This is a genomic window from Herbaspirillum sp. VT-16-41, assembly GCF_001994935.1.
Classification (GTDB): domain Bacteria; phylum Pseudomonadota; class Gammaproteobacteria; order Burkholderiales; family Burkholderiaceae_D; genus Herbaspirillum; species Herbaspirillum frisingense.
The window spans coordinates 58364-79894 of the sequence record NZ_MUXB01000108.1; the positions used below are offsets into that span (position 1 = coordinate 58364).

The 21531-nt window shown below is 62.6% G+C and carries 18 protein-coding genes and 1 tRNA gene; 13 read left to right on the forward strand and 6 right to left on the reverse strand.

Translation table 11 applies throughout. The features are described from left to right. The first annotated feature begins 55 nt into the window (after positions 1-55). The 3 genes from eno (at position 56) to pnuC (ending at position 2454) form a co-directional block, all read left to right on the forward strand. Positions 56-1339 (forward strand): phosphopyruvate hydratase, encoded by a 1284-nt coding sequence (gene eno / locus BTM36_RS13960; protein WP_077236761.1) that lies wholly within the window; start codon positions 56-58, stop codon positions 1337-1339. A 53-nt stretch (positions 1340-1392) separates the two neighbouring features. Further along, entirely contained in the window at positions 1393-1785 is a 393-nt protein-coding gene (gene ftsB / locus BTM36_RS13965; protein WP_077236762.1) for a cell division protein FtsB, read from the forward strand. A 63-nt stretch (positions 1786-1848) separates the two neighbouring features. Continuing rightward, positions 1849-2454, forward strand: a complete 606-nt coding sequence (gene pnuC, locus BTM36_RS13970) for a nicotinamide riboside transporter PnuC (RefSeq protein ID WP_077236763.1) — start codon at positions 1849-1851, stop codon at positions 2452-2454. 33 nt (positions 2455-2487) lie between these two features. Here pnuC and BTM36_RS13975 read toward each other — a convergent pair whose 3' ends face one another. The 3 genes from BTM36_RS13975 to BTM36_RS13985 form a co-directional block, all read right to left on the reverse strand. Then, a complete protein-coding gene (locus BTM36_RS13975; protein WP_077236764.1) occupies positions 2488-4101 on the reverse strand; it encodes a GGDEF domain-containing protein in 1614 nt (537 codons plus the stop codon). A 281-nt stretch (positions 4102-4382) separates the two neighbouring features. Further along, on the reverse strand, positions 4383-5036 hold the full coding sequence (locus tag BTM36_RS13980) for a response regulator transcription factor (RefSeq protein ID WP_077236765.1): 654 nt from the start codon (positions 5034-5036) through the stop codon (positions 4383-4385). Between the two features lie 83 nt (positions 5037-5119). Further along, positions 5120-5845: a sensor histidine kinase gene (locus BTM36_RS13985; RefSeq protein WP_254427005.1), complete on the reverse strand. Its 726-nt coding sequence runs from the start codon at positions 5843-5845 to the stop codon at positions 5120-5122. A 145-nt stretch (positions 5846-5990) separates the two neighbouring features. Between BTM36_RS13985 and BTM36_RS13990 the strand changes: the two genes are divergently transcribed. Then, positions 5991-6067, forward strand: a tRNA-Arg gene (locus BTM36_RS13990). A gap of 98 nt (positions 6068-6165) precedes the next feature. Here BTM36_RS13990 and BTM36_RS13995 read toward each other — a convergent pair. Beyond that, the gene (locus BTM36_RS13995) at positions 6166-6576 is read right to left on the reverse strand and encodes a response regulator (protein ID WP_254427006.1); all 411 of its coding nucleotides are present in this window, start codon (positions 6574-6576) and stop codon (positions 6166-6168) included. Between the two features lie 475 nt (positions 6577-7051). Here BTM36_RS13995 and BTM36_RS14000 point away from each other — a divergent pair, with 475 nt between their 5' ends. The 8 genes from BTM36_RS14000 (at position 7052) to BTM36_RS14035 (ending at position 15126) form a co-directional block, all read left to right on the forward strand. Next, complete coding sequence (locus BTM36_RS14000) at positions 7052-8167, forward strand: patatin-like phospholipase family protein (RefSeq protein WP_077236768.1); 1116 nt, start codon at positions 7052-7054, stop codon at positions 8165-8167. Between the two features lie 99 nt (positions 8168-8266). Further along, positions 8267-9943, forward strand: a complete 1677-nt coding sequence (locus tag BTM36_RS14005; RefSeq protein WP_077236769.1) for a methyl-accepting chemotaxis protein — start codon at positions 8267-8269, stop codon at positions 9941-9943. A 253-nt stretch (positions 9944-10196) separates the two neighbouring features. Then, positions 10197-10742 carry an iron transporter gene (locus BTM36_RS14010; protein WP_077236770.1) on the forward strand — a complete coding sequence of 182 codons (546 nt, stop codon included), beginning with the start codon at positions 10197-10199 and terminating at the stop codon, positions 10740-10742. A gap of 105 nt (positions 10743-10847) precedes the next feature. Next, entirely contained in the window at positions 10848-11189 is a 342-nt protein-coding gene (locus BTM36_RS14015) for a cupredoxin domain-containing protein (protein ID WP_077236771.1), read from the forward strand. A gap of 45 nt (positions 11190-11234) precedes the next feature. Next, a complete protein-coding gene (locus BTM36_RS14020) occupies positions 11235-12113 on the forward strand; it encodes an FTR1 family protein (RefSeq protein WP_077236772.1) in 879 nt (292 codons plus the stop codon). Between the two features lie 57 nt (positions 12114-12170). After that, on the forward strand, positions 12171-13508 hold the full coding sequence (locus tag BTM36_RS14025; RefSeq protein ID WP_077236773.1) for a 4Fe-4S binding protein: 1338 nt from the start codon (positions 12171-12173) through the stop codon (positions 13506-13508). Between the two features lie 163 nt (positions 13509-13671). After that, positions 13672-14010: a zinc ribbon domain-containing protein YjdM gene (locus BTM36_RS14030; RefSeq protein ID WP_006463997.1), complete on the forward strand. Its 339-nt coding sequence runs from the start codon at positions 13672-13674 to the stop codon at positions 14008-14010. A gap of 108 nt (positions 14011-14118) precedes the next feature. Beyond that, positions 14119-15126, forward strand: a complete 1008-nt coding sequence (locus tag BTM36_RS14035; RefSeq protein ID WP_077236774.1) for a bile acid:sodium symporter family protein — start codon at positions 14119-14121, stop codon at positions 15124-15126. 83 nt (positions 15127-15209) lie between these two features. On the opposite strand, the gene BTM36_RS14040 is transcribed toward BTM36_RS14035, so the two are convergent. Beyond that, on the reverse strand, positions 15210-16259 hold the full coding sequence (locus BTM36_RS14040) for an NADP(H)-dependent aldo-keto reductase (RefSeq protein ID WP_077236775.1): 1050 nt from the start codon (positions 16257-16259) through the stop codon (positions 15210-15212). A 221-nt stretch (positions 16260-16480) separates the two neighbouring features. Between BTM36_RS14040 and BTM36_RS14045 the strand changes: the two genes are divergently transcribed. After that, positions 16481-17764, forward strand: coding sequence for an MFS transporter (locus BTM36_RS14045; protein WP_077236776.1), 1284 nt, complete (start codon positions 16481-16483; stop codon positions 17762-17764). A gap of 39 nt (positions 17765-17803) precedes the next feature. Here BTM36_RS14045 and BTM36_RS14050 read toward each other — a convergent pair whose 3' ends face one another. After that, positions 17804-21007 carry an EAL domain-containing protein gene (locus BTM36_RS14050; protein WP_077236777.1) on the reverse strand — a complete coding sequence of 1068 codons (3204 nt, stop codon included), beginning with the start codon at positions 21005-21007 and terminating at the stop codon, positions 17804-17806. Between the last annotated feature and the right edge of the window lie 524 nt (positions 21008-21531).

Consider the following 21531-nt stretch of genomic DNA (forward strand, 5'->3'; position numbering starts at 1 on the left):
CCGGCCACCGGGCCTGCACCCGCCAACAATTTTTAAAACCTTGATGGAGATCTGAATGAGTGCAATCGTTGATATTATCGGCCGCGAAGTGATCGACTCCCGTGGCAATCCCACCGTGGAATGCGATGTGCTGCTGGAATCCGGCGTGCTGGGTCGCGCTGCCGTGCCTTCGGGCGCATCCACCGGTTCGCGCGAAGCGATCGAACTGCGTGACGGCGACAAGAGCCGCTACTTCGGCAAGGGCGTGCTGCAAGCCTGCGAAAACATCAACACCGAAATCTCGGAAGCCATCATGGGCCTGGACGCCAATGAGCAAGCCTTCCTGGATCGCACCCTGATCGACCTGGACGGTACCGAGAACAAGAGCCGCCTGGGCGCCAACGCCATGCTGGCCGTGTCCATGGCCGTGGCCAAGGCTGCCGCTGAAGAAGCCGGCCTGCCGCTGTATCGCTACTTCGGTGGCAGCGGTTCCATGCAGATGCCGGTGCCGATGATGAACGTCATCAACGGTGGCGCGCACGCCGACAACAACCTGGACATCCAGGAATTCATGATCATCCCGGTGGGCGCACCGAGCTTCCGTGAAGCCCTGCGCTACGGTGCCGAGGTGTTCCACACCCTGAAGAAGATCCTGCATGACCGCGGCCTGGCCACCTCGGTGGGCGACGAAGGCGGCTTCGCACCCAACGTCTCCAGCCACGAAGAAGCCATCAAGCTGATCATCGAAGCCATCGAGAAGGCAGGCTACGAGCCGGGTACCCAGATCGCCCTGGGCCTGGACTGCGCCGCTTCCGAGTACTACAAGGACGGCAACTACCACCTGGCCGGTGAAAACATGGTGCTGACCCCGGCCCAGAAGACGGGTCTCCTGGCCTCCTGGTGCGACAAGTACCCCATCATCAGCATCGAAGACGGCATGGCCGAGAACGACTGGGCTGGCTGGAAGCTCTTGACCGAAACCCTGGGCAAGAAGGTGCAGCTGGTGGGCGACGACCTGTTCGTCACCAACACCAAGATCCTGAAGGAAGGCATCGACAAGGAAATCGCCAATTCCATCCTGATCAAGATCAACCAGATCGGCACCCTGACCGAGACCTTCGCCGCCATCGAAATGGCCAAGCGTGCCGGCTACACCGCCGTGATCTCGCACCGTTCGGGCGAAACCGAAGACTCGACCATCGCCGATATCGCCGTCGGCATGAACGCACTGCAGATCAAGACCGGCTCCATGTCGCGTTCGGATCGCATGGCCAAGTACAACCAGCTGCTGCGTATCGAGGAAGACCTGGGCGATATCGCCAGCTACCCGGGCCGCGCTGCGTTCTACAACCTGAAGTAACACATTTGCGGCGCCCACCCTGAAGGCAGGCGCCGCAAAGAGAGCTCCCGGCTATGCGCCTGATCATCCTCTGCCTGTCCTTTCTGCTGGTGTTGATCCAGTACCCGCTCTGGCTGGGCAAGGGCGGCTGGTTCAAGGTCTGGGAGCTCGACCGTCAGGTCCAGCTGGCGCACAAGAAGAACGACGAACTCAAGGAGCGCAACGCCAAGCTCGCCTCCGAAGTGGACGACCTGAAGCAATCCAAGGGCGCCGTCGAAGAACGTGCGCGTTTCGAGCTGGGCATGATCAAGCAGAACGAAATCTTCGTGCAATTGCTCGATGGCAGTTCCGGCAAGCCCGCCAATGCCGCCAATCCGAATCCCTACATGCCTGGTTCCGGGCAACCCAACAGCGTTTCCATTCCCGCCAACGCACCTGCGGGTGGCGCGCGTGCGGCTACGCGCTGATGGTCTGATACGCTCCTGAATCTGCCTGCTGCTGCATGAGTCCCGCTGCATGAGTCCCGCTGCATGAGTCCCGACACTCCGCTGACCTGGTTCGGCCTCACCACCACGCCACTGGAGCTGGTGTCTTTCGCCCTGGCCGTGCTGACGGTCTGGCTCAATATCGGCCAGAACCACTGGGCCTGGCTGTTTTCCATCCTGTCCTCGCTGCTGTATGCCGCCGTGTTTGCCGACGCGCGCCTGTATGGCGACGCCGGCCTGCAGTTCGTCTTCGTGGCGGTGTCGGTCTGGGGCTGGTATCAATGGCTGCGTGGCGGCGAGCAGCACCGGCCGCTGCAGGTGTCGACCTTGACGCGATCCGGCTGGGTCATGACGGCGACCGCCTGGCTGGCCGGGTGGTGGCTGCTGTCCTGGTTCCTGCAGCGCTACACCGATACCGACGTGCCGCACATGGATGGCTTCCTGACCGCCGGCAGCCTGGTGGGGCAGTTCCTGCTCTCGCGCAAGAAGCTGGAGAACTGGCTGGTGTGGATCGCGGTGGACGTGCTCTACGTCGGCCTGTACCTGTACAAGCACCTGACGTTGACGGCCATGCTCTATGCGCTGTTCGTGGTGATGGCCGCCGCCGGCTGGCGACGCTGGAAGCTGGCCGGCAGCGGCAGTCCGTACTGAGGCCGTACGGAGCTGCTGCGCCCGGCGCTGCGGCTAGACCAGCTGTGCGGCACCGGCGGGTGGTTCGGCAAAGATGATGCGGTTCTTGCCGGCGTTCTTGGCCTTGTAAAGCGCGACGTCGGCGCGCTTGAGCAGCTCTGCCTGACTCTCTCCCGGGTGGTAGACCGCCACGCCGGCACTGAAGGTGATCAGCAGGCGCTGGCTCTCGTGCATGAAGATGCGCTTGGTCAGTTCGCGCTGTACCCGCGTGATGATCTGTACCGCATCCTGCGGCGTGGTCTCGGGCATCAGTACCACGAATTCCTCGCCACCGAAGCGGGCGATCACATCCAGCTTGCGCAGCGTCTCCTTGATCACCTGCACCATGTGCACCAGCACTTCGTCACCAGTGGCATGGCCATGGGTGTCGTTGATGCGCTTGAAATCGTCCAGGTCCAGCAGGGCCACGCACAGCGGCGTGTCGCGCCGTACCGCATTGGCGATCTCGCGGTCCAGCGATTCGTCCATGCCACGGCGGTTCAGGCTGCCGGTCAACTGGTCTTCGCGCACCAGTTCGCCCATCTGCTGCAGCTGCTGCTCCAGGGTGTGGATGCGATCTTCGGCCTTTTCCACTTCCTGGCGCGCATCTTCCATGGCGTCGCGCGAGCGGGTCGCTTCTTCCTGCGCCTTCTGGGTTTCGCTCATGATCTCGCTGAGCACGCTGTTGAGGTCGGCGATGTTGCCGGCCTGGCTGATCTGCTGCGAGAAACCGCGAATCGTGCGCTGGTAGTTGTCAGTGGTGGAGACCATGGCCGAGAGCCGGTCCACGAAGGTCAGCATCATGTTCTTGACCACCACCTTTTCCTCGGACAGGGTGTTCTTCAGCAGACCCTGCTTGTAGATCACTTCCTTGAGGTTCTTGGTGGCGTCGGCCAGCGAGGTGCTGCTGAGCGGCCCGGCGATCAGGCTTTGCACCGTCTCGATCTGGCTGGACAGCCAGGAGCCCTGTTCCAGCAGGCCGTTGATGTTTTCCAGCAGCAACTGGAACAGGCGCATCAGCAAGTCCTGCTGCTGGGCCATGTCATCCGTCTTGAGTTCGATCTGGAAGCTCAGTTGCTTGACGCGGGCGATGATGTCGTTCATCGCCTGTTCCGAAAAGGCGGTCTTCAGGTCCTGGCCGCTGTCGCGCGATTCGTTGGCCAGCTCCGGCGCGGTCGAGAGCAGCGAGGGCAGGTTGAATACCAGCACCCGAGCCAGCATTTCGCGCAGCATCTTTTCCTTCTTGCTGTCGCGGATGAACTGGCGCTCCAGATCGATGGGGACCAGCTCGCCGTGCGGCACCATCGGTGCGGCCGGAGCGATGGGGCGGCTCTGCCAGTTGGCGTCGGAGAATTCCAGCAGCTGGCGCTCGAATTCTGCCCAGTCGCCATTGTCGCGGGCGCGTACCAGCCGCGTTCCCAGGAGACCATTTTCTCCCGGCTGGCGCGACAGCTTGGTGGCGAAATTGCCCAATACGGCTTCGGCCGTCACGCCAGGGGCATCCCCCTGGATTTCTTCATAGGCGATGCGGTACGCGTCGGGAGTGGGCGCGATGCGCCTGGCCCCCAGTCGCTGGAAAGCTTCTCGGGCGATCTCGACAGGCGTGAGCGTGGTCGGTTTCTTGGACATGCCGGCTGACTCTATTGTTGGTGTGTATGTCGGTTTGCGACAGGGAGTTCCTTACGGTATCGGCGCACAGGCGTATTGCTTGAGCACTGCTGCCGACCGACGATCACCTGGCAGACGCCGACAGGTCCCCCTGCTGCCGACAGTCCGTTGTCAGCCTCCTCAATCGGAGGGACAAAATGACAACTAATTGTACGTCAGCGCCTTTTCGCGGCATGCATTTAATAGGGGGAGAAAAGGGCCGCATCAGCCAAAGCAGCTGCGACTGTCTGTTTCTGTCTCTTTTATTCCACCAGATTGTTCTTGAGCGCGTAGTGGGTCAGTTCGGCGTTGTGACGCATCTTCATCTTGGCCAGTACCCGCGAGCGGTACATGCTGATGGTCTTGACCGAGAGCAGTAGCTCGGCGGCGATGTCGCTGACGGTCTTGCCGGAGGCGATCATGACCATGGTCTGGTATTCGCGGTCGGACAGGGTTTCGTGCAGGGGGGTGTCGTGATCGAAGCCTATCTGGGTGGCCAGTTCCTGCGCCAGTGAGGGACTGACGTACTTGCGGCCGGAAGCGGCCTGGCGGATGGCGGCCAGCAGTTCGGCGGGCGCCGCCTGCTTGTTGAGGAAGCCAGCGGCACCGGCCTTGAGGGCGCGGATGGCGTATTGATCTTCGCGGTGCACGGAGAGGATCAGCACCGGCAAATCGGGTTGCTCCTTGCGGATCTGCTTGAGGATGTCGATGCCGTTGCGGTCGGGTAGCACGATGTCCAGCAACATGACGTTGCCATCGCCTTCGCGCGCCAGCTTGATGGCTTCCAGGCCGTTGGCGGCATGCCCGGTCACGAGGATATCCTTGGTGCCGGCGCAGATCTGGCGCAGACCCTCGCGCACGATGGCGTGGTCATCAGCGATCAGGACCTTGATGGCGGCGGTGACTTTCTTGCTCATGGGCGGGCGCTTGGTTCCTCTGGAGGTGCTGCGGATGGCGCCGGCCGGGTAGGCTGCGCGAGGCCGTATTCTATAGCGTTCGCTCAGAGAGGGACAGGCATCCGGAGGACGATGCTGCTGCCGCCCTCGCTCCCTTTGCTGCCACCGCGTTCCAGCGCCAGGCTGGCACCCAGCGCCTGTGCGCGCTGGCGCATGTTGCGCAGGCCCTGTCCGTGCTGGCGCACGGCCTGGGGGTCGAAGCCGACACCGTTGTCGGTAATGGCCAGCAGCAGGGTGCCGTTCGTCAGGGTGAGCTTTACGTCGATCCGGCTGGCCTGTGCATGGCGCACGGCATTGTTGAGCGCCTCCCGGGCGATGCGCAGCAGGCTCAGCACCACGAACTCATCCTCCAGCGGCAGCGCGGAAGGACTGTCGAGGCGGCACGGCAGCCCGCTTTGCCGGGTCACCTGGCGGCACTGCCAGGCGAGGGCGTCAACCAGGCCGAATTCAACGATGGGGGGGCGCAGGTCATCGATGATCTGGTCCATGCTCTGGTGCGCCTGCGCCAGCAGTTCCCGGGCGTAGTCGGCATGGCCGAGGGCGGATCCGGTCTCGCCGCCTGCGCTCAGCTGCTCCCGCAACTGGCCCAGCGCCATGCCGATACCGACCAACTGGGCACCCAGCTCATCGTGCAGGTCGCGCGCGATGCGGGCGCGCTCTTGCTCGCGGATGCGCTGTTCGTGCGTCAGGTCGGTAGCGGCGTGGTCGGGCATGGGGCAGGGTGGGGTGGATCGAGTCGCCATCATAGCCGCCGGGCGAGATGCGGTCATCTCCGGCATGCTGCGCAAGGGTGCGGATCAGCTTAGTCGGAAGTGAAGGGGCAGGGAGTTTCTTGGTAATTATTCTGCAAATCCAGGAAATTTCGCGGCAGGGGCTTCCCAAAGGCAAAAACTTGCTGCTATAATTTTGTTTTTCGCGGCTGTAGCTCAGCTGGATAGAGTACTTGGCTACGAACCAAGGGGTCGTGGGTTCGATTCCTGCCAGCCGCACCAGATATGAAGGGTCCATCGCAAGATGGACCCTTTTGTCTTTCTGGTCCCGCCTTTTTGCCTTCCTTCTGTTTTCTCCCCGCTTCTTCTCGCCTTCTTCCCTAGTCCGCTTTCTGGCTGTCGGCCGGGAGCCAGCGTGCGACGGTGTCACTGACGACCTGCATGAATTCACGGGCATCCACCGGCTTGACGATGTAGTCGCTGGCGCCTGCCGTGCGCGAGCGGGCGGCGTCGGTCTCATCGTAGGAAGTGGCGAACATGACCACCGGCAGCGCTTGTGTAAGCGGATGGGAGCGCAGCAGATGCAGCAATTCCAGCCCTTCCATGCGGGGCAGGCGTGGCTCGATGAAGATCATGATGGGAAGGGCTTTCGGCTGGCTTTGCGCCTGCGGGCTCAACAGCGACTCCATGGTGTGCTCGGCATCCTCGAACCAGCCGAAGGCGCAATCCAGCTTGCTGCGCCAGAGGCTGAAACGCGCCAGTTCCACCGACTCCGGACTGGGATCGACCATCAATATGCTGGGGCGGGACATGCGTATGAAAGGAGCTGGACCTGTGTTTTTTTAGATATGGCACTTTTTTGCCCGCCAAGTTTGACATACGGAGTTACATAAATCCATTGCTGTTTGCTCACCGTCCGCCGGCCCGCGCCGCTGGTGGGCCCTTGCGCGGTGGTCCGATCATTGGCGTCCAGTGCCAGCGTCCTCCGATCTAGCCTATTTTGCTTACGCCAAAATGACAGATCGGTACTTTTTACACCCGGCGCTTGCCCTATGTCCCCGCTGCCCCCTCCCTGTCTGGCTCATTAAATTTCTGAATGCCAGATATGAGGTAATAAAATCTCGCACTGCAGCATTTTGACGTTGCCCCTCGGCTATATTTCCACCGTGCGTAAAAGTTACGTTGCCGCGGTAAGGAAATGCGGTATCGCGATGCTTCCGGTGCATCGCACAAAAACGGCTGGATGCCAACATAACAGGGGGTGCGATGAAAGATTCGCCAGGACGAAGCAGGAAGGCGCTGGTCATCGGGGGCGGGGCGCCCAACTCGACATTGATTGCCGGCGCGCTGGCGGCGTTTCTCGACCAGGGGGTGGAGTTCGAGGTGATCTCCGCCTCGGGCGCGGGGGTGCTGATGGGGCTGCTGGCGACGGCGCCGCGCGATGTCTCGCCGCGTGAAGCACTGCTGCAATGGGCCGAGGTCGGGGTGGCCGACAGCATCTACAAGCTGTTCCCGGTCAACTACAAGGTGTTCAAGAAGCCAGGAGTGCAAGCCGAAACCTATCGTGAATCGATGCTGGGCCAACTGCCGCAGATACCGGGACTGGCCGGCAGTCCGTTTGCGGAGCTCCTGACCCGTCACTTCGCCGATGCGTCGGCCAAGTGGAACGACTGGATGCATCTGATGATGTCGGCCATGTCGCCCTCCGACCTGCATTCGGGCAGCCTGGGTCTGTGTGCCCATCTGCCCTTCCTGGAGCAGTCCATCGATTTCGGCGCTGTGCCGGGCATGCGCCCGGAATTCTTCATCAACGCCTACAACATCGATCGCCACCATATGCAGATCTGGAACAAGGACCAGATCACGCCGGCACACGTGCGGGCATCGCTGTCCTTTCCCTTCCTCTATGCGCCTACCGAAATCGACGGCGAAAACTACATCGAGGGCGCGGCACTGGATACGCTCAATTTCACCCCCTTCATTACCGACCCGGAGACTGGCGTGGCGCCAGCCGGCGAGGTCGATACCCTGGTGGTGCTGGATATCCTGGGCGAGGACCGACTCATCCGCAAGCCGCGCAATCTCTACGATGCCTGGGTGCGTTCCATCATCACGCCGCTGGTCAAGATTTCCAAGACCGAGCAGCGCCTGTTCGAGCTGGAGCACAACCGTGATCCGCAGACCGGCGCCCAGCGTCGTCAGGTGCTCAAGGTCGACCTGATGGGTGGGGTGCCGCAGCAACACTGGCCGCAGGTTCTGGACTGGTCGAGTTCGAACATGCAGTTGCTGTTCGATGTGGGCTATCGCGCCGGCCTGGATTTCTGCCGGCAGCATCACGACCTGCTCGACGCTACGGCACCGGAAGCGTCGCTGGCGGCCTGATCCACCGGGCTTCATCCATCTACGCTGCCACTCCTGTTTGCGTAGTTGACGTACCACCGTGCTTCGGCACCTTTTATTTTCATCGATGGATTTTCAATCATGACCATTACCAAGCGCCTCATCATCACTCTCTCGACGGCCCTGCTGGCGCTGCTGTTCGTCGGTGCCGGCGGCCTGTGGCAATTGCAACGCGCCCAGCAGCGGCTGGAGCTGATCCAGAACCACATCATCCCGGGCATGGATAGCCTGAACCTGCTCAAGGGCTACCTGGCCGATTCGCGCCTGGCCGGCTATCGCCTCTCGGTGTTTGCCAACCTGCCCGACAAGAGCGCCTTGCAAAAAGCGGTGGACGCCTCCAACAAGGCACTGGATGAAGAGTTCGCCCACTACGAGCGCGACCTGATCTTCGATGACAAGGATCGCGCTCTGATCCAGGCCGACAAGGCCAATATCGAGGCCTATCGCAAGGCGCTGGTGCCGTTCTTCGCTGCCGCCTATGCCAATGACATGGACGGCGTACGTGCCACGCTGCAAGCCGGCACGCCGTTGGCGATCTCGGCGGCGGCCGCCAAGAAGGGCTTCGACGACCACATCCTGATCGGTCGCAAGATGATTGATACCGTCAAGCAGGAGAGCGACGAGGCCTATGCCTTCGCCCTGCGCAGCATGATCGCGGTGATCGTGGTGGCGGTCCTGCTCACGGGCTTGCTGGGCATCCAGATGCTGCGTAGCGTGATCCGTAGCCTCGGCAAGATCCAGCAGACCTTTGAGCACGTCAGCCAGACCCTGGACCTGTCGCGTCCGGTGCCGGTGGAACGCATGGATGAAATCGGCCGTACCGCCGCCGCCTTCAACAAGCTGCTGGCGCGCATCGTCGACGTGGTGGCGACCACCCGCAGTTCGACCGACTCGGTCACGGTGGCGGCACGCCAGATCGCCGCCGGCAACGCCGACCTCTCGGCGCGCACCGAGCAGCAGGCCGCTGCACTGGAAGAAAGTGCCTCCAGCCTGGAACAATTGACCTCGGTGGTGCTGCAGAACACCCAGAACGCGCGCCAGGCCAATGAGCTGGCGCAATCGGCGTCGCATATCGCTTCCCAGGGTGGCGACGTGGTGCGCCAGGTGGTCGATACGATGAATTCCATCAATGATTCCTCGCGCAAGATCGTCGACATCATCGCCGTGATCGATGGCATTGCCTTCCAGACCAACATCCTGGCGCTCAACGCAGCGGTGGAAGCTGCTCGTGCCGGCGAGCAGGGACGCGGCTTTGCCGTGGTCGCATCGGAAGTGCGTTCGCTGGCCCAGCGCTCGGCGGCTGCGGCCAAGGAGATCAAGGAATTGATCGATGACTCCGTGGACAAGGTCGGCAGCGGCAGCAAGCTGGTGGAGCAGGCCGGTACCACCATGAGCGAGATCGTCGACAGCGTGCAGCGCGTGACCCAGATCGTCGGTGATATCGCCGATGCCAGCGAAGAGCAGAGCACCGGTATTTCCCAGGTCAACCAGGCGATCTCGCAGATGGATCAGGGCACCCAGCAGAATGCCGCTCTGGTGGAGGAAGCTGCCGCTGCAGCGCAGGCCCTGCAAGGGCAGGCCGAGAAACTGGAAAGCGTGGTGGCCGTGTTCAAGCTGGAACAGCGGGCTGCCGCCGGTCTGGGGGCTGCGACTGCGTCAGTGCGTTCGGTGGATGTCACGCCCAAGGCAGCACGCCTGCCGGCGACGCCGTCCCCGGTTGCCAGCCGGAAGATGGAGCCCGAGCTGGAAGAGTACTGAGCTTGATCCTGCCGGCCGGCCATTGGCAACAAGCCAAGCGGCTGCGGCTAGGGGGCTAACGGGCCTAAGGGGCCGGGCCACTTGCCGGCAACAGACGCCGTCCGATTCAGTTCGGGCGGCGTTTTTATTTGCCTTTCCGTCGGCTCGGGTCAGCATTGCATTGCTGGATTGCAGAGGTAGGCGAGCAAGACTGGCTCAAACGATGATATACTTAATGCTAATCATTATCATTTGACCACCAGGAGAATACGCAATGATCGGTTTCAAGAAACTTGCCGTCGCCGCAGTGCTGAGCATGTCCTTCGCCGGAGCCGCCTCGGCAGCTGAATACCCAATCGGCAAGCCGCAGATCCAGAACGGCTTCGAAGTCAACGCCGTCTACCTGCAGCCGGTGAAGATGGAACCGGACGGCATGATGCGCAAGGCCGAGGAATCCGACATCCACCTGGAAGCCGACATCCGCGCCGTGGCCAAGAATCCCAACGGTTTCGCCGAAGGTGACTGGATGCCCTATCTGGTCATCAAGTACGAACTGACCAAGGCCGGTTCCACCAAGTCCATCAAGGGCGACATGATGCCCATGGTCGCCAACGACGGCCCGCACTACGGCGACAACGTCAAGCTGGAAGGTCCGGGCAAGTACAAGCTCAAGCTGACCATCTCCTCGCCGCAGGCCAACGCGCATGCCCACTTCGGTCGTCACGTCGACAAGGAAACCGGTGTCGGTCCGTGGTTCAAGACCTTCGAACTGACCTATGACTTCACCTTCGCCGGCATCGGCAAGAAGGGCGGCTACTAAGCCTTCGTGGAGCGCGGGCCGCTGGCCCGGCGCCCATGAATCGACTCCGGCCTGCTGCCATGGCGGCGCGCCGGTTTTATCGTTTTCAGGATTTTCGGAGTCTCGATGATTGCAAGAATTGTCCGTTCGTCCCTCCTGGCATTGACCTTGTTCGGCGCGGCCGTGCAGGCACAAGCCTCGGACCTGCCGACCTTCAAGCTGGAGATGCAGGACGGCAAGCTGATTCCGCCGCGCATCGAAGTTCCGGCCGGTCAGCGCATCAAGATCGAGGTGCACAACATCGGCAAGTCCGCCGCCGAGTTCGAGAGCGTGGAACTGCGCAAGGAAAAGGTGCTTGCCCCCGGCGCGCAATCCTTCGTGGTGATCGCGCCCTTGCGTCCGGGCGAGTACAAGTTTTTCGACGACTTCCATCTCAACATGCCGCAGGGCGTGATCGTCGCCAAGTAGGCGGCGGTGTTGCAGGGAGTCCAGGTTTCTAGGGAAGGGTAGTTCATGGGACAGGTCATGTTCATCGTCTGGCGCGAGAGCGTCGAGGCGCTTCTGGTGGTCGGTATTCTGTATGCCTGGCTGAAGAACGGTGACGTCGGCGCACGCCGCGGCATTCCCTATCTGTGGGGCGGCGTGGCTGCCGGCGTGCTGCTGGCTGCCGGTCTGGGCGCGGCGCTGCTGGGATTCTCGGAACTGCTCTCGGGCGACGCCCAGACCTGGTTCCAGATCGCCATCGTGCTTATCGCGGCGGTGCTGATCGTGCAGATGGTGTTCTGGATGCGCAAGCACGGTCGCACGCTCAAGAAGGACATGGAAAGCTCCATGCAGTCCAGCTACGAGAGTGGCAACTGGTGGGGCGTGTTCGTGCTGGTGATGCTGGCCATTGCCCGCGAAGGCAGCGAGACCGCGGTGTTCCTGTATGGCATCGGCCTGGGTCAGCAGGAGGCCAGCACGGCCTCGCTGGTGCTGGCCGGCGTGATCGGTTTCGGCCTGGCCTTCCTGACCTTCTATCTGTTGCAGCTGGGCGGCAAGATCTTCTCCTGGCGCCGTTTCTTCCAGGTCACTGAAGTCATCCTGTTGCTGCTGGCAGCGGGTCTGCTGGTCACCGGCGTGGAAAAGCTGTTCGACGTGATCCTGGAAAGCTCGGACATGCTGGCCTCGGCCAACTGGACCATGACCTTGACCGCACCGGTGTGGGACACCTCCATGCTGCTGGATGATTCCACTACCCTGGGCAGCCTGGTCTCCACGCTGACCGGTTATCGCGCCCGTCCGGCGCTGCTGTCGGTGATCGTCTATGTGGTTTACTGGGCTGTGGTATGCTCGGCCCTCTATCGAAAACCCCAGCCTCAGCCCAAGAGCAAGAGGCAAGAAGCAGTCTGAAGCCTGATGACGACCTGTACGCAATCGCCGACTCTGCTCACGCGTACCGGAGAATGGATGCGCCGCAATGGCGCATTCATCCGAGGCCTGCAATGGATCGTAGTGGCCGTGTATGCGCTGCTGATCCTGGTCCCGGTGTTCCTCCCTCTGCCTGACGAAACCGCCCACCTGTGGTCCAACCTGACCCTGATCGCCCAGTTCGCCTTCTGGGGTATCTGGTGGCCCTTTGTGCTGGTGAGCATGGTGCTGATGGGGCGCGTCTGGTGTGGCGTGCTCTGCCCTGAAGGTGCACTCACCGAATTCGCCAGCAAGCATGGACGCGGCAGAGCCATTCCCAAATGGATACGCTGGGGCGGCTGGCCCTTCGTGGCGTTCGCCCTGACCACCGTCTACGGGCAGATGGTCAGCGTCTACCAGTATCCCAAGGCGGTACTGCTGGTGCTGGGCGGCTCCACCGTGGGGGCCATGATCGTCGGCTATCTCTACGGTCGCGACAAGCGTGTCTGGTGCAAGTACCTGTGCCCGGTCAACGGTGTCTTCGGCCTGCTGGCCAAGCTGGCGCCGCTGCACTACAAGGTCGATGAAGCCGCCTGGCGCGCTTCCTACCATCCCGAACACAAGATCATCCCCATCAACTGCGCGCCGCTGGTCCCTTTGCGCAACATGAAGGGTGCATCCGATTGCCATATGTGCGGTCGCTGCAGCGGCCACCGCGATGCCATCGCGCTGACCTTCCGTCCGCCGGCCGTGGAAGTGGTGCAGTTCGGCAAGACCCACAACAATCTCTGGGAAAGCGCGCTGGTGCTGTACGGCCTGCTGGGTATCGCCATCGGCGCCTTCCACTGGACCGTGAGCCCCTGGTTCATCGCCATCAAGCAGGACATCGCCACCTGGCTGATCGACCGCGACATCATGTGGCCCTTCGGCACCCAGGCGCCGTGGTGGCTGCTGACCAACTACCCGCAGCAAAGCGATGTCTTCACCTGGCTGGATGGCGCTATGGTGGTCGGCTACATCCTCACTACCGGCCTCGTGCTGGGCAGCGGAGTGGCGCTCATGTTCGCCCTGGCGACACGGCTGCTGGGCAAATGGGAATGGGGCCGCTTCAACCACCTGGTGCAGGCCCTGATCCCGCTGGCCGGTTGCGGCGTCTTCATTGGCCTGTCGGCGACCACCATCAGCCTGTTGCGTGCCGAGCACTGGCCGGTGTACTGGGCCAATGACGTGCGCGCCGCCTTGCTGGCTGCCATGACCTTGTGGAGCCTGTGGCTGTGCTGGAAAGTGGTCGCGCGCCACGCCGACGGGTGGGGCCGGCAATGGCTGGCGATGCTGCCCTTGATCGGTGGCCTGGCCCTGGTCAATACCGCCTGGTGGCTGATGTTCTGGGGCTGGTAAGCAGGGACGCAGCAGCGAAGTCAACACCAAAGACGGCAGGTCTGCCCAGGCGGATCTGCCGTTTTTTTCGTGTTTTCGATGGCGAAGATGAGCAGGATCATGGTGTAGTTGGCGGTTGAAGCAGTACAATCGCTGCCTTTTCACGCTAATTGCCGGAGTTTTCATGAGCACCTTGCCCGCCTGTCCCCAATGCCAGTCCGAATTCACCTACGAGGACGGCAACCAGCTGGTCTGCCCGGAATGCGGCCATGAATGGAGCGCCCAGGCGACTCCCGCCGCCGAACAGGCCCGCGTCTGGCGCGATGCATCCGGCAACGTGCTGCAGGATGGCGATACCGTCACCGTCATCAAGGACCTGAAACTGAAGGGCGGTGGTGGCGTGGTCAAGATGGGGACCAAGGTCAAGAACATCCGCCTGGTCGAGGGCGACCACGATATCGACTGCAAGATCGACGGCTTCGGCTCCATGGGCCTGAAGACCGAATTCGTGCGCAAGGCCTGAGCCGCATCGCCTCCTGCGGTACTGCAAGGGACGGCGCCTCTCACGTAAAATGGCGGTTTGCCCGCGCCCCGGCACGGGTCATACCATTACAACAGAATCGATACCGCCATGGCCCGTCCCCGCTTCCTGCCCGACAACATGACCCTGATGCTGCTGGCCGTCGTGCTCACAGCATCCTTCCTTCCCTGTACCGGCCAGGTGGCCGAGGCCTTCGATGGCCTGACCACCTTCATGATCGGCCTGCTGTTCTTCATGCATGGCGCCAAGCTCTCGCGCGAGGCGGTGGTAGTCGGCTTCACCCACTGGAAGCTGCATGTGACGGTATTGCTCTGCACCTTCGCCCTGTTTCCCCTGATCGGCCTGTTGTTGAAGCCCGTGCTGCTGCAGTTCATCACGCCCGAGCTGTACCTGGGCCTGCTGTTCCTGTGCGTGCTGCCTTCCACCGTACAGTCTTCCATCGCCTTTACCTCGGTGGCGCGCGGCAACGTGCCGGCCGCCATCTGCGCCGCCTCCGCCTCCAACCTGCTGGGCATTTTCCTCACGCCGCTATTGGTGGGTGTGCTGGTGGTAGCGCATGACGGCGGCGGACATTCCTCGCTCGATTCGATCCTGAAAATCGTCTATCAGTTATTGCTGCCCTTCGTGGCCGGTCAGATCGCCCGTCCCTGGATCGGCCGCTGGATCGAGCGCAACAAGTCCTGGCTCAAGTTCGTCGACCAGAGCTCCATCCTGCTGGTGGTCTACGTGGCCTTCAGCGAAGCCGTGGTGCAAGGGTTGTGGCACCAGGTGCCGGTGTCCATGCTGGTGGCGCTGCTGGTGATCAACGCCGTGCTGCTGGCCATCATCATGGGCATCACCACCTTCGGCAGCCGCCGCCTCGGGTTCAACAAGGAAGACGAGATCACCATCGTCTTCTGCGGCTCCAAGAAGAGCCTTGCCTCGGGCGTACCGATGGCCAAGGTGCTGTTCTCCAGCGGCGCCATCGGCATGGTGCTGCTGCCGGTGATGCTGTTCCACCAGATCCAGTTGATGGTCTGCGCGGTGATGGCGGCGCGCTACGGCGCCCGCGAGGAGCAGGTGCAAGCGGCCGTGGCCACTGAAAGCAGCGGCGACTGAAAATTGCTTGCTCGTTTGAGCGATGTGATGACACAAAAAAACCGGCGCGTCGCCGGTTTTTTGTTGCTTGCGCCAAGCAGGCGTCATGGCGCCGGATTCGGCTGCGCGCGATGGATCGCCTCGATCCCCGCCAGCACTTCCTCGCTCAACTCCAACTGGGCGCTATCGATATTGCTGCGCAGCTGGTCCAGCGTGGTGGCGCCAATGATGTTGGAGGTCAGGAAGGAACGGCTGTTCACATAGGCCAGGGCCATCTGCGCCGGGTCCAGGCCGTGCTTGCGGGCCAGGGCGACGTACTCGGCCGTGGCGCGTTCGGCTTGCGGATTGGTATAGCGCACAAAGCGCTCGAACAGCGTCAGTCGGCCCCCGGCCGGGCGCGCGCCGTCAAGATACTTGCCGCTCAACATGCCGAAGGCCAGCGGTGAATAGGCCAGCAGGCCGACCTGCTCACGATGGGCGAACTCGGCCAGGTTGATCTCGAAGCTGCGGTTGAGCAGGTTGTAGGGATTCTGGATCGTGACAATGCGCTCCAGCCCGTGCTGCTCGGCCGCGCGCAGGAATTGAGCCACGCCCCAGGCGGTTTCGTTGGACAGGCCGATGGTGCGGATCTTGCCCGCCTTCACGAATTCGCTCAGGACCTTGAGCGTCTCCTCGACCGGTACCGTGCTCTCATCGTCCACGTGCTGGTAGCCGAGCTGGCCGAAGCTGTTCACGCTGCGGTCCGGCCAGTGCAGTTGGTACAGGTCCACGTGATCCAGCTGCAGGCGCTCCAGGCTGCCATGCAAGGCCTCGGTCAAGCCCTTGCGGTCCAGGTTGTTGATGCCGCCACGGATATGGCGCGGGTTGTGCGGCTTGCGTGCCGGGCCGGTGCATTTGGTGGCGATGAGCAGACGGTCGCGCTGGCCGGACTTCTTGAGCCAGGTACCGAGATAGCGCTCGGTCAGGCCCTGCGTTTCCGGCTTGGGTGGCACCGGATACATCTCGGCGGCATCGATCAGGTTGATGCCGCGTTCAACGGCCAGATCGAGTTGCGAGTGGGCCTCGGCTTCGCTGTTCTGTTCACCCCAGGTCATGGTCCCCAGGGTGATCTGGCTGACCTTGATGTCGGTGCGGCCGAGTTGGCGGTACTGCATATTGGTTCTCCTTGTAATTGGCCGACTGCGCCGCCGACTGCAGCGTCGATCGCAGATGGGGGCCTGCTTCAGCCGGCGGGCGCGGGATCGGGTAGTATATCTGCGCCCGACCTGCCTTGCAGGGCAGGGCCGCAGCGGCGCCAAGACCGTCTGCGTGATGCCGGTGCAGCCGCTCACAGTCTGCTGTTCCGGTCCACATCGCCCAATCTCCACATCCAGACATGTCATCCACCAGTACCACCGAGCAGCCCGACCAGGCCGGCGACGACCAGCAGCCTTTGCGTCACCACACCCCCTTCAAATTGTTCTGGTGCGCCAGCGTGGCCTCCACCATTGCGCTGCAGATGCAGATCGTGGCGGTCGGCTGGCAGGTCTACCAGCTCACGCACAGCGCCTTCGACCTGGGTATCGTCGGACTGGTGCAGTTCATTCCCTCGCTGTTCCTGGTGTTCGTGGTCGGCCATGTGGCCGATCGCCATGACCGGCGCAATGTGGCCCGCATCAGCGCGCTGGTGGAGGCCCTGGCTGCGGCCACGCTGGCCCTGGGCAGCATCGGAGGCTGGCTCAATCGCGAGATGATCTTCGCCATCGTCGCCGTCATCGGTGCCGGTCGCGCATTCTCCAAGCCGACCATGTCGGCCCTGCTGCCCAGCCTGATGTCGCCCCGCGCCTTGCCGGGCGCGGTGGCCGGCTCGGCGTCGGCCACCCAGTTCGCCATCATCATCGGCCCGGCGCTGGGCGGCTTGCTCTACGTGGCCGGACCGGCCGTGGTGTACGCCAGCAGTTGCGCCCTGTTCGCCCTGTGCAGCCTGCTGCTGTCCTTGATCCGGCGACCCGCGTCAGCCACTGCTTCTGCTGCGGCTGCCGCCAAGCCGACCGGTGCCAGCCTGTCCTCGGTATTCGCCGGCCTGGCCTTCATTCGCAGCAAGCCGGCCATCTTCGGCGCCATTTCGCTGGACATGTTTGCCGTGCTGCTGGGCGGCGCCACTGCCTTGCTGCCGGTCTATGCCAATGACATCCTGCATACCGGTGCCGCCGGCCTGGGTCTGTTGCGTTCGGCGCCTGCGGCCGGTGCGCTGGTGGTGGCCCTGTGGCTGGCGCGCCGGCCCCTGGGCGGTCGCGTGGGCCGCACCATGTTCATTGCTGTCGCGGTGTTCGGGATGGCGACCATCGTCTTTGGCCTCTCACACTGGTTCCCGCTCTCGCTGGCTGCGCTGGCAGTACTGGGGGCGGCTGACATGATCAGCGTGGTGGTGCGCTCGTCCTTCGTCCAGCTGGAGACACCGGACGCCATGCGCGGCCGGGTGTCGGCCGTCAATTCGGTCTTCATCGGCACCTCCAACCAGCTGGGGGAGTTCGAATCGGGGCTGACCGCAGCCTGGTTCGGTGCGGTGCCGGCGGTGCTGATCGGGGGCATCGGCACGGTGATCATCGTGCTGTTGTGGATTCGCCTGTTCCCCTCGCTGTACCAGGTCGACCGGCTCAGTTCGCGATCTTCGCAGTGAGGGCAGAGGCAGGAGCCGGGGGGAGGGCAGGGGCAGCGCTCAGGGCGGGCTGCCTTCGATGACCAGGGCCTGCGCCGCCTGCCGCAGCGCCTGCTGCTGCATCAGCAGCATCTGCAGGAACTGCACATAGGGAACCGGCTTGCTGAAGTAATAGCCCTGGTATTCGTCCGAACCGAATTCGCGCAGAGCCTGCAACTGCTTTTCGGTCTCCACGCCTTCGGTCACCACCTTCAGGTTCAAGGCATGGCTCATGGCGATGATGGCCTGCACGATGGCGCTGCTGTTGGCGTCATCGGGGATGTCATTGATGAAGGACTTGTCGATCTTCAGGGTATTGACCGGGAAGCGCTTCAGGTAAGCCAGTGACGAGTAGCCGGTGCCGAAGTCGTCGATGGAGATGGTGAAGCCCTCGGCGCGGATGCCATCCATGATGGCAATGGCCTGGTCACGATTGTGCATCACCATGCTTTCGGTGATCTCGAATTCCAGGCAGGCCGGTGGTGTGCCGTGCCGCGCCACCACCGACTTGATGTCGTCGAGCAGGTGTTCGTCGCCGAACTGGCTGCCGGTGAGGTTGATGGAGATGCGTCCGCATTCGAGGTTGCGCTCCAGCATCAGGCCGATGTCGCGGCAGGCCACGTCCAGCACCTCCAGTCCGATCTGGTCGATCAGGCGCGTCTCCTCGGCCAGCGGGATGAATTCGCCCGGGGGCAGCAGACCGCGTACCGGGTGCTGCCAGCGCACCAGCGCCTCGGCGCCGACGATGCTGCCGCTGGCCAGGTTGATCTTGGGCTGGTAGTGCACCACGAATTCGGCGCGCTCGATGGCGCGGCGCAGCTCGGCTTCCAGGGCGATGCGCTCCACCGTATTGGTGTTGACCTCGTCGGAAAAGAAGCGATAGTCGTCCTTGCCATGGTGCTTGGCACGGTACATGGCGATATCGGCGTTCTTGATCAGGGTCTGCGCATTGTCGCCATCGCCGGGATAGGTGGCGATGCCGATACTGGCCGAGAGCATCGCTTCCTGGCCATCGATGATGAAGGGCTTGCGTGCCTCGGAGAGCAGCTTCTGCGCGATCTCGCCCAGTTGCAGCGGATCGTCGAAGTCATCCACCAGCACGATGAACTCGTCCCCGCCCACCCGGGCCAGGATGTCCAGTTCGCGCAGGCTGTTGCGGAAGCGCTGGGCGATTTCCTGCAGCACCGCCTCGCCAGCCTCGTGACCGAAGGTATCGTTGATGTTCTTGAAGCGGTCCAGGTCCATCAGTAGCACCGCTACCATGCCATTGCGGTGTTCTGCGTGGGTGATGGCATTGGAGACGTGCTGGGTGCACAGGAAGCGGTTGGGCAGGCCTGTCAGTTCATCGTAGTGCGCCAGGTGGCGGATGCGCTCGTCGGCGCGACGGCTTTCGATGGCCACGCTGGCCAGGTCGGCCGCGATATTGGCCAGTTGCAGGTATTCATTGCTGGGGGCCTGGTTTTCCTTGAGCAGGGCGGCAAACACGCCCAGCAATTGCCCCTCTTTACCGATGATGGGCCAGGCGCCGCAGGAGGGATAGACCTCCACATCGATCAGCACCCGCAGGTGTTCAGTCACCGGGTCACGCGCGATATCGGTGACGATGCAGGGCCCGCGCCGCAGCGCCGCCTCCGCGCCGACGCCGCAGCCGTGACGGATCGGCATGCCCTGCAGCGCCCGCAACAGGCGGGGCGGGTAACGCCGGCTCAAGACAGTGGTGAAATGCGAAGCCTGCTCGTTGACCAGCATCACGCAGCTGGCGCCGTAGGGAATCTGGGCATCGGCAAAGCCGACGATTTCGTTGAGGATGCCATCCAGGTCTTCATCGGCCATGACCATGTGCAGCACCCGGTTCTGCTCGCTTTGCAGCAGTTCGGCGCGCTTGCGGGCACTGATGTCACGCAGGATGGCGAAGATCGCATAGCCCCGCTCGAATTCGGCCCGGTTCAGCGTGACGTCGGTGTGGATGATCTTGTTGCGTCGTACGGTCACCCACTCGAACTGCTGTGGCTGGCCGGAGAGCACGCGGCCGACCAGCTCATCGATATCCGGCTGCTCTGCCGTCCTGGCCTTTTGGCGCGAGAACAGGCCGACCTTGCGGCCGATGATGCGCTCCTTGTCCGGTACGCCGAAAAAGCGCAGTGCGGCGGCATTGCAGTCGAGGTAGCGCAACTCCGACGAAATCAGCACGATGGGATCGCTGCCCTCCTCATAGAGCTTGCGATAGCGATATTCACTGGCCGACAAAGCATGATCCAGGCGCCGCTGGTAGCGGTAGTAGACCAGGAAGGAAATCAGCGCGATCAGGATGAAACCGAGTATCCCCGTGGTCAGCAGGATGCGGTTCTCGGTGCGGCTGCGCCAGGGCGCCAGTACGTCTTCCATGCGGCGCGCGTAGACCGCCACCAGCGACCATTTTTCCAGCCGCTTGTAGGAGAACAGCAGCGATTCGCCGGTCAGGTGGGAGATTTCTTCGAAGGCGCCTTCCTCGGCGCCGGCCCGGATGCGCCCCATGCTCTTGGCGTCGGCCAGGCTCACGTTCAGCCAGCGTTCCTCATAGGGGGAGCGCAGCATCATCGAGCCGCTCTCCGAACGCAGCGAGACGATGGCCTCGAAGTTGGTGATGCGCTTGTAGAAATCGAAGAAGGTCGCCGCCCGCAATTCGGCCACCAGCAAGCCGATCGGCCGTGCGCTGCGATCGAACAGGTTCATCGCCACCGGCAACACCAGTTCGCGGTTGTAGCGGCTGCGCATGAGCTGGCCGACGAACAGGGTAGGGCGCGCCGGATTGCCGTCGACAAAGGTCAGCTTGCGATCCTCGGGAATGCTGGTGGTATCGAAGGCGCGCAGCGAACTGGCACGGGTATTGCCGTTGCGATCCACATAACGCAGCACCATCACCGTAGGCAGGCGCTGCTGCATCTCCGAGAGCAGGTGGTACAGGGCCTGGTCGTCGTCCAGCAGGTCGGGGCCGGCACCCTGGATGTGCTCGGCGGTATTCCACAGCATCTTGTCGAGGTCGCCGAAGACGCGCTCTGCATGCTCTTGCACGCTGCGTACGGCGGCCATCGAACTGGCGCGTTCGGAATCGATGGTCAACTGCCGGTCCTGGCGGATTTCCCACCATGTCTGTACCACGATGAACGACCCGACGAAGCCGACGAACAGCAGCAAGGTCTTCAGGGTATAACCCGTGCGTCCCGGTGATTTGTTCTGTTTTCCCATGTGACCAACTATCACATCACCTGTCGTTAGGCAGCTTGGTGCTGCTCATCCATTCGTCCGACGCCTGCCGGACGACCGTTCGACAGCTCTCTCACGCAAGGCGCATTTTTCCTGTCGTTGACGTCCTGTGCCAAGCCGCTGGCACAACACATCGCCGCAGGCGGTCACCATAGTGACCGTTGCTTACGCCAAAATTACGTGGATGCCCCCACTTGCTGATACGAAGGATGACAGTATGCCATCCCGTCTGATGCTGCGCTTGATGCGTCTTGTCGTATTGCGTACAACCAGATGATGGTCGGCAGATGCGCATGATTGGAACAGGGCCATCTGCGCTCGCTACCCTGGATGTCGTTATTGCTCCGGCCCTGCTCTAGCCTTGTCCTTGCTTTGTCCCTGCCTTGCCCTGTCCTGCTTGAGGCACTGCGGCGCGCTGGCCGTCCCCGGCTGTCGTTTGTTTTGTAGCAACCTTACCCCAAGCCAAAGGCTTTGTCATTATCGTGGCGGCGATGCCGCAACGCGAC